Origin of the sequence: Nitrosomonas halophila (assembly GCF_900107165.1) — a bacterium.
Taxonomy (GTDB): domain Bacteria; phylum Pseudomonadota; class Gammaproteobacteria; order Burkholderiales; family Nitrosomonadaceae; genus Nitrosomonas; species Nitrosomonas halophila.
On record NZ_FNOY01000099.1, the window covers coordinates 1 to 7216 of the forward strand.

At 49.5% G+C, this 7216-nt stretch carries 8 protein-coding genes; 2 read left to right on the forward strand and 6 right to left on the reverse strand.

The annotated features are described in order from the left end of the window. Window positions 1–219: 219 nt before the first annotated feature. The 6 genes from BLV85_RS13825 to BLV85_RS13855 all read right to left on the reverse strand — a co-directional run bounded on the left by BLV85_RS13825 (window position 220) and on the right by BLV85_RS13855 (window position 5491). Window positions 220–510: a type II toxin-antitoxin system RelE/ParE family toxin gene (locus tag BLV85_RS13825; RefSeq protein WP_090415818.1), complete on the reverse strand. Its 291-nt coding sequence runs from the start codon at window positions 508–510 to the stop codon at window positions 220–222. Next, entirely contained in the window at window positions 503–724 is a 222-nt protein-coding gene (locus tag BLV85_RS13830; protein WP_090415819.1) for a TA system antitoxin ParD family protein, read from the reverse strand. Before BLV85_RS13830 ends, BLV85_RS13825 begins: the two co-directional genes overlap by 8 nt. A gap of 928 nt (window positions 725–1652) precedes the next feature. Beyond that, window positions 1653–2828: a group II intron reverse transcriptase/maturase gene (locus BLV85_RS13840; RefSeq protein WP_090415825.1), complete on the reverse strand. Its 1176-nt coding sequence runs from the start codon at window positions 2826–2828 to the stop codon at window positions 1653–1655. Window positions 2829–3724: 896 nt separating this feature from the next. Next, the gene (locus BLV85_RS13845; protein ID WP_090415820.1) at window positions 3725–4027 is read right to left on the reverse strand and encodes an XRE family transcriptional regulator; all 303 of its coding nucleotides are present in this window, start codon (window positions 4025–4027) and stop codon (window positions 3725–3727) included. Beyond that, a complete protein-coding gene (locus BLV85_RS13850; protein ID WP_090415821.1) occupies window positions 4024–4368 on the reverse strand; it encodes a type II toxin-antitoxin system RelE/ParE family toxin in 345 nt (114 codons plus the stop codon). Before BLV85_RS13850 ends, BLV85_RS13845 begins: the two co-directional genes overlap by 4 nt. Before the next feature lie 400 nt (window positions 4369–4768). Further along, a complete protein-coding gene (locus tag BLV85_RS13855) occupies window positions 4769–5491 on the reverse strand; it encodes a transposase (RefSeq protein WP_090415822.1) in 723 nt (240 codons plus the stop codon). A gap of 426 nt (window positions 5492–5917) precedes the next feature. On the opposite strand from BLV85_RS13855, the gene BLV85_RS13860 reads away from it, so the two are divergent. Then, window positions 5918–6565: a hypothetical protein gene (locus BLV85_RS13860; RefSeq protein WP_143032358.1), complete on the forward strand. Its 648-nt coding sequence runs from the start codon at window positions 5918–5920 to the stop codon at window positions 6563–6565. A 20-nt stretch (window positions 6566–6585) separates the two neighbouring features. Continuing rightward, entirely contained in the window at window positions 6586–7086 is a 501-nt protein-coding gene (locus BLV85_RS13865) for a DNA-deoxyinosine glycosylase (RefSeq protein ID WP_090415824.1), read from the forward strand. Window positions 7087–7216 lie beyond the last annotated feature (130 nt).

Below are 7216 nucleotides of genomic sequence, written 5' to 3' on the forward strand. Positions count from 1 at the left end.
TCATCTTCTCAGAGATTGGGCGGGGTGCTCCACTATCACCGGCCATGGTCTTACAAAAGGCGCTTTCGGTTACCCACAAATTCTGCCGAGGAGCCGAAAAATAAAGATAAGGCCTAGAATTGTGAATTCTTACTCTTATGGGCTACAGCCACGTACGCTACTCTTGTTTTTCTTGATTAGCGACCTGGCCCCTTTATACGATGGGGTGCGGTACAACCGTCACTTCTTCCGCTTGATATCGCGGAAGAAGTTTTCGTGTGAGCCCAGGGCCATCAGTTCAAGGACAAGGGCACCATCATCAAAACTGTAACCCAGCAGAATCAATTGCTTGTTCATCTTGAACTTATGGACTCGCAGAAAGGCCAGATCTCCTTTTTTCTGCTTGCCAATGTTGGGGTCGGCCATTAGGTCCTTAACGGCCAAATCAAGGTCTTTTTTCTGGTTGGGCTTGAGTTTCTTTACCGCTTTCTTGAACGTAGGGGTCTGTAATACACTCGTGGCTTTAACCAAAATCGTAGGCCTCCAGCTTTCCGGCGTCCCGCTCTGCCTGCGCGATGATGGCTTGCCTTACAAATTCGTAGGGTAAATCAGGGTTATCTTCCATTATCTCGCCGATTTTTGCCCAATGTTCTATTTGTTTGGGCGGGGTTCGATTAAGCGCTTTGGCTATAATAGTGGCTTTTTCAATTAGATTTTGATCTAAGCGAATGCTGCTCGTGGCCATTTGTACCTCCTGAGTTGAGTCGCCTCAATTGTAGCAATATGCCACACTTGAGGCAAGTTATAATCGGGTAGATGAGGATATCTAACCCTCAACCCCCACGGCACCCTGCACGCGGCTCCGCACAGGGCTGATGTGGTGTCCGGAGAAGGTGAAGCGAAGTTTTGGCTTGAGCCCGAACTTCAGCTTGCGAACACCTACCGCTACAACCGGTAACGCACAAAGGGGTCAGGTCACGATCAAAGAATCAAGAATCAGGAATCAAGAAAAATAAAGATAAGGCTTAGAATTGTGAATTCTTACTCTTATGGGCTACAGCCACGTACGCTACTCTTGTTTTTCTTTATTAGCGACCTGACCCCTGCTTTCTTTCCTGTTGTGGCGTGATGAAAATGGAAATGAGTTTGATACATCCCAAGTAATTTATGGGCAATGAAGTATGCGAGATTCATCACATAATCGGGTAGCTGAGGGTATCTAACCCTCAGCTACCACAACACCCTGCATGCGGCTCCGCACAGGGCGTTTCACTTGGAATGGTGAAGCTTGATCCATCCATCGCGCAGCGCATAAAGTCCCTGAGATTTTAGGTAAGCATTGGATAATGCCTGTTGTATCCCTGGAGTTTTCGAACTACGCCATGGGCCTTTGCTGGTGATGCCACATGCCACCGCTGCTCTGACGTGTACGCCGAGCTTCATCAGGTTTCTTACCTTGGTGCGTGGCCTTCGCCACTGACGCCAATAGGCCATACGCGCACGAAGGGTAGAGTAAAGGACTGGTTTTGATTGCCATTAGGACTTGCTTATCTGTTTCCGCCCCTTTCGTTTGGCGGTGCCTCAATAGCCATTCCATAGGCAACCTCACCAGCCCTTCCTCATCAAACCGTGCATGCAGTTTTCCCGCACACGGCTTTCCGATGCTCTTCTCACTAGGCATGCGCCGACTTCCAGCCTGCCGTTGTCGGAACCTTGTATAGCCCATATTTCATATAAAGCTGCTGACTAGGGAAACGACCAAGGCCAATCCTACGATCTTTGATCTTGTGCCGATTCATCAGGTGTATGCGCAAGCGCTCTTCTGCATGCACTTTCACCTTTCCCAGCGCACTACTTGAATTGCGATAATGGAAGTAGTTAGCCCACCCACGCAAACTGGCGTTCACGCTCCCGACAATATCGCTCAACGGTATCAGTGTGCGCTCCCGTGCCGTCAATTGCGTTATACGATCTCTGATTTTTACTAGAGATTTCGGTGCCGGACAGGCATGCGTATAACTTTTGCCCGCACACAGCACAACAAAATCGTCCGCATATCGGACGATTTGCGCCTCCAGTTTCTGGTGTAGTTGATGTCTCTCCCATATCCGATCAAGCAGGTGTAGGTAGCAGTTTGACAGTAACGGCGAGATGACGCCGCCCTGCGGCGTCCCTTTACTGTTGGTTTTGCCACCACCCACATTTTTCCTGGTGCCGTCCTTATCCTCTCCGATGACGGGTGCTTTGAGCCATAGTTTGATGATGTGTAAAATTGCACCATCTACAATCCGCTCGGCCACCACGGCCAACAGCTTGGCGTGAGGAATGCTGTCAAAATACTTTGACAGGTCGGCATCGATGACTCGTGTGTACCCTTGATGAAGTGCTGCCGCTATTTCATCAACCGCACCATGGGCAGATTTCTTTGGCCGGAATCCATAGGAGTTCGGACAGAAATCCGCTTCAAATATCGGTTCAATAACGAGCTTTACCGCCATCTGGGCGACCCGGTCTCGGGTGGTCGGTATCCCCAGCGGACGCTGACTGCCGTCCGCCTTGGGGATCATGACGCGCCGTACCGGACTTGGGGTGTAGGTTTTGTTTTTCAGGTCTTGGGCCAGTTCCAACAGAAACGTGTCTATCCCTGTCTTCTGCTCTATGTCCTCGAAGTTCATCCCATCAACGCCGGAACTTCCCTTGTTGGCGCGCACCAGGCAGTAGACATGCATGAGGATGTCTGCCCGCCATACCTTGTCGTATAAAGCATAGAAGCGATAGGCCGGTTCTTGCTTGGCCTTGGTGTAAAGCTTCCTCTGTAGTGTCCTGACTGCTTCAGGGGTGGTTAGCAATTTGGCAATCCCCTTCTCCTCCACTCTTCGGTTGCATGAACAAAGTAGGGCTCCTTCCCTCAATCAGGGTTATGTTGTCCCTTGATCTCAAACGGTACTATGAACCCTTCCAACTCCCGCTGCGGCCCGCCGCACTTTCGTTTCCTTATATGCAACAGTCGATGGCCTCCCCATCACCGCAGCGGGCCTCCAGCACTGGGCAGTAAATCTTCTAGAACATGCCGACCCTGCTACCCCGGAAGTCAATGGGTGCCACTTCCGTTATTTCAGCACCCATCCAACGGCCTTCCCCTTCTGACCACAGGGTCGGCTCCTCCAGCTCGTTTACGAGGCTACATGTAGGTTCACTTGCGTTACGGCCTGCTCTTTTGCTGTGTGAAAACTTACGACCCCGCGTTACCACGACGCCGCTTCCTCATGCTACCAAGGCGTACGGACAACTCCTCGGACGGGACTTTAACCCGCTAGATTTACTGCTGTTACTGCGAACGGTCAGGTCGATAACAAAGAATCAAGAATAACAAAGACAGGATCTAGAATTATGAATTGCGCACAACTAGGCGTCAGGTCTTGCAATCAAGCATTTAGTAACTTCTCAATAAGTCATGACACCCATTAAATCAAAGAGTTACAAAGCCAGAATTGAGCCTTTGAGACGTTTTTTGGGGGTCGATGCTAAAAATCAATGACTTACGGGGCATGGTCACGCCACCATCCAATAAAAAGTCATTTTATTGGGCGTAACTAATTGTTTTTAAATGCGCCATGAGTTATTGAGAAGTTACAGTATTTATAGCTAAATTGTCAGGCTGATATCGATTCAAGCATTGTCACAGCACCACAAGACTCAATACAACGGTCCACTTCTGGCCGTTATGCTATTGTCCGAACAAAGCTCACATCGGCTCCAACTCTATTTTTACCTTTTTACCGAGCGCAGCGGCAGCGCTCACTAAGGTGGTCAATGTTAAGCTTGTATCTTCTTCATCCAGCAACCGATTAAGGGAAGCTCTGCTGGTGTGCATTTTTTTGGCCATTGCCGTTTTACTGAGTTTAAGTGCTGACATGCCTTCTGATATTTGCCAGGCAATGACCCGTTTGGTTGCTACCGCTGCGACTTCGTCAAGAATGGCTTCCTCGCTTAGGAAATCGTCAAAGCTGCTGCCAATGTGGGGATTTTCTTCGCGTTGACTGTTCATTGCTTACCTCGTAATGTTTTCAATCTCTGTTTTGCCAAATCCATTTCTGGCTCCGGTATTTTTTGACTTTTCTTGATAAAGCCATGCAGCAAAATCATCGTATGTTTGTCGATAACAAACAGAACGCGGGCTATCCGGTTGCCCAGCTTGATTCTGACTTCCCAAATGCCGCCTTCGAGATGATCGACTAGCGGCATACCAAGAGGCCAACCGAATTGCACCGTTTTAATATCTTCGCCAATCGTTTTTCTGTCTTGGGCAGATAGTCCTTTCAACCATTCTCTAACAGGCTCGCTGCCGGCATCAGTTGCAAAAAATTTAACAAAAAGGATTGGACTCATTGATGAAATGTATCAAAATTGATACACAACAGCAAGCACTTTTTTGACTCGAAAAAGCGATTATTTAGCCCGTATTTAACACCAACCAGCCAAAAATTCCAATTCCCCCCCCATCCGCCATGTAACTTCTCAATAAGTCATGGCACCCATTAAATCAAAGAGTTAAAAAGCAATAATTGAGCCTTTGAGACGTGCGCACGGAGGGGTCTGGTCGCGATCCAAGAATTAAGAATCAGGAATCAGGAAAATTAAAGATAAGGTCTAGAATTGTAAATTCTTATTCTTGTGGGCCATAGCCCCATACGTTACTCTTATTTTTCTTGATTAGCGACCTGTCCCCTTTATACGGAAAACTTAATCGAATGCGTGCGATCCCATGAAGTACGAGCCATCGAAGGGGTCAGAATTGTTTGATATTGGCTTTCCGTCGGTATTCTTCCGATTTACGATCTCCTCCCCTTGGCGCGGGTGAGACGCGACGCTTCAGCTGCCGCGCTATTTTGGCCTTGAATGGATCACTGCCCAGCACCCAGGCTTTATTGGTTGCCGAGCGTATTTCATCAAGTGTTTTTTCCTCAAGCTGCATCTCGAACATCTGCCGATAGGCACTTTGCCGTTGTGCATCCGTTTTGCCCAGCCGTCTATATTCCCGTTGCGGCGTGACCACCGCATCGGGTTGTCCCAATGCGTTATGCTGGTAACTTGACCATGGATAATCCGCTGGATGCGTGACCATGCCGACACGCAGCGGATTCAGTTCGATATAGCGCATGCAGGTGAATAGATACTGTTTGCTATCTATTAGTGTGGCTTTATAACGCCCCTCCCATAGGGTCCCGCTCCGTTTGTAACGCTGGTTGAAATACTGAACATAATACCGGCCCAACATCTGCATCAGTTTGCCGATGCCATCCTTGGTATGTGGCGTCACCAGCAAATGCACATGATTGGTCATCAGAGCATAGGCGTGGATATCGCAGCTGTGCTTTTTTCCGGCGGCATGAAGTTTTTGCAGAAAGAATTGATAATCCTCGTCCGCACAAAATATTTCCTGGCGGTTATTGCCCCGCTGGATGACATGTTGCGGCTGGCCGGGAATCACATAACGAGGTAGGCGTGCCATGGATTGATTGTCTGTCTATTCAGGGAGATTACAGTCTATCTTGGCAATTATAAGAAATCAACTCAACCCGACCCCTTTGGTTATTGATCAATATGGAATGATTAATTGGCATCAATGTCAAATTGGTTTAAGTTCTCATGAGGAGCAGCCAAATATACCCCTTAATTGTTTTCAGCTTGACCGGTTCGCATGCCAGCGCAGGTGGATTTCATTGGCAGGCTTAAAATGAAAAACCGTGCATCAAATTATCGAATATATGATGAAAGAAACTGCAAGTCCTCATGCAATTTTCGATAGGATACATGCAACCTGAAATAATGCATCCTCAGTTTCTTGGTGAGCAAGTGCACCGATGAACCGGATGATTTCACGCCTGCTGTCGCTTGCCATGACGAAGGCTTTCGCTACTTCTGGAGGGTTTTGAAAATGATTGACAAACTGATCGCTAAAATATCCAACCCGATTGCAGCATCCTGCTCATCGGGATCGAGCAGCTTTTCCACACAGCACCGCCATTTCTGGTCGTTGTCGCTGCTGGTCGTCGGCTTATCATGCTACGCCCCGTCATCGGATGCCGCTGCGCCCGAGACGGCATTGAACAATTCGCCGGCCTGGTTGAATCTGGAAATAGCGGGCATCTCGCTCAGCACAGCACCCGAGAAAATTTCTGAGAAACTGGCAGCCCAGGGCTATGTTCAGTCAGGAGAACACGCCTTTCTCAAGGAAACCCCGCTTGCTGGCGGACGCAAAACGCTTTACCGGGTCGAAGTGGAAGACAACACGACCCAGCGCAGTATCACCTATACCCGAACCGAAAGCGGTGGACGTGTCAAAAGCCCGATAGCCAGAAGCCGCATCATTCCTGAAGATGAACAGGTCTGGGTACGCCCTCTGTATGCCGCAGTCTGTGAACAGGTTCAGGAGGCGATCAGACAGGTGAGAGCCTGCAGCCCCGCCGAGGCGAGTGACATCGGTTTCGGCCAAGGCGCTCTGGTGAAGGTTTCGGACCAAGTTGAAGCGATGCTCGATGCCTCGGGACCCAACACAGCAGCCAAAATCATACAGCGTAAATAGTAAGGGGAGAAAAATCTGGCGTGGCCCGTATTCACGGTTTTCCACCGATAGAGAGCGCCCGGGCCGAGATCCTGATTCTCGGCAGCATGCCAAGCCGCGCCTCACTCGCTGCTGGCCAATATTACGCCCACCGGCAGAACGCATTCTGGCGCATCATGGCCAAACTGTTCGGGTTTGCGCCCGATGCGCCCTATCCACTGAGAAAGCAAGCGCTGCAAACGGCCGGTATCGCCCTGTGGGATGTCCTGCATGCCTGCGAACGCCATGGCAGCCTGGATGCGAACATCATTGCGGCCAGCCAGGTCACGAATGATTTTGGCACTTTTTTCCAGACCCACCCCGCAATCAGGCATATCTATTTCAATGGCAGCAAGGCCGAATCGGCTTTCAAGCAACTCGTGTTGCCCGCCATCCCCTGCCCTGCCAGCATGACCCGCCTGCCCTCGACCAGCCCGGCGAACGCTTCCATGACATTTCACCGGAAACTGGCAGCATGGCGAACTATTGCGGATGCGCGCTGAAAAACAGTTTCCAGAAGCAGAAAGGGGTCAAGTCTGAATGGCACTTACTTAAGCCTAAACGTATGAATTAGAAAGAAAAGATCGGAAATGTAGTAGGATGTAAATCAACGAACCTACAATCCACTTCACA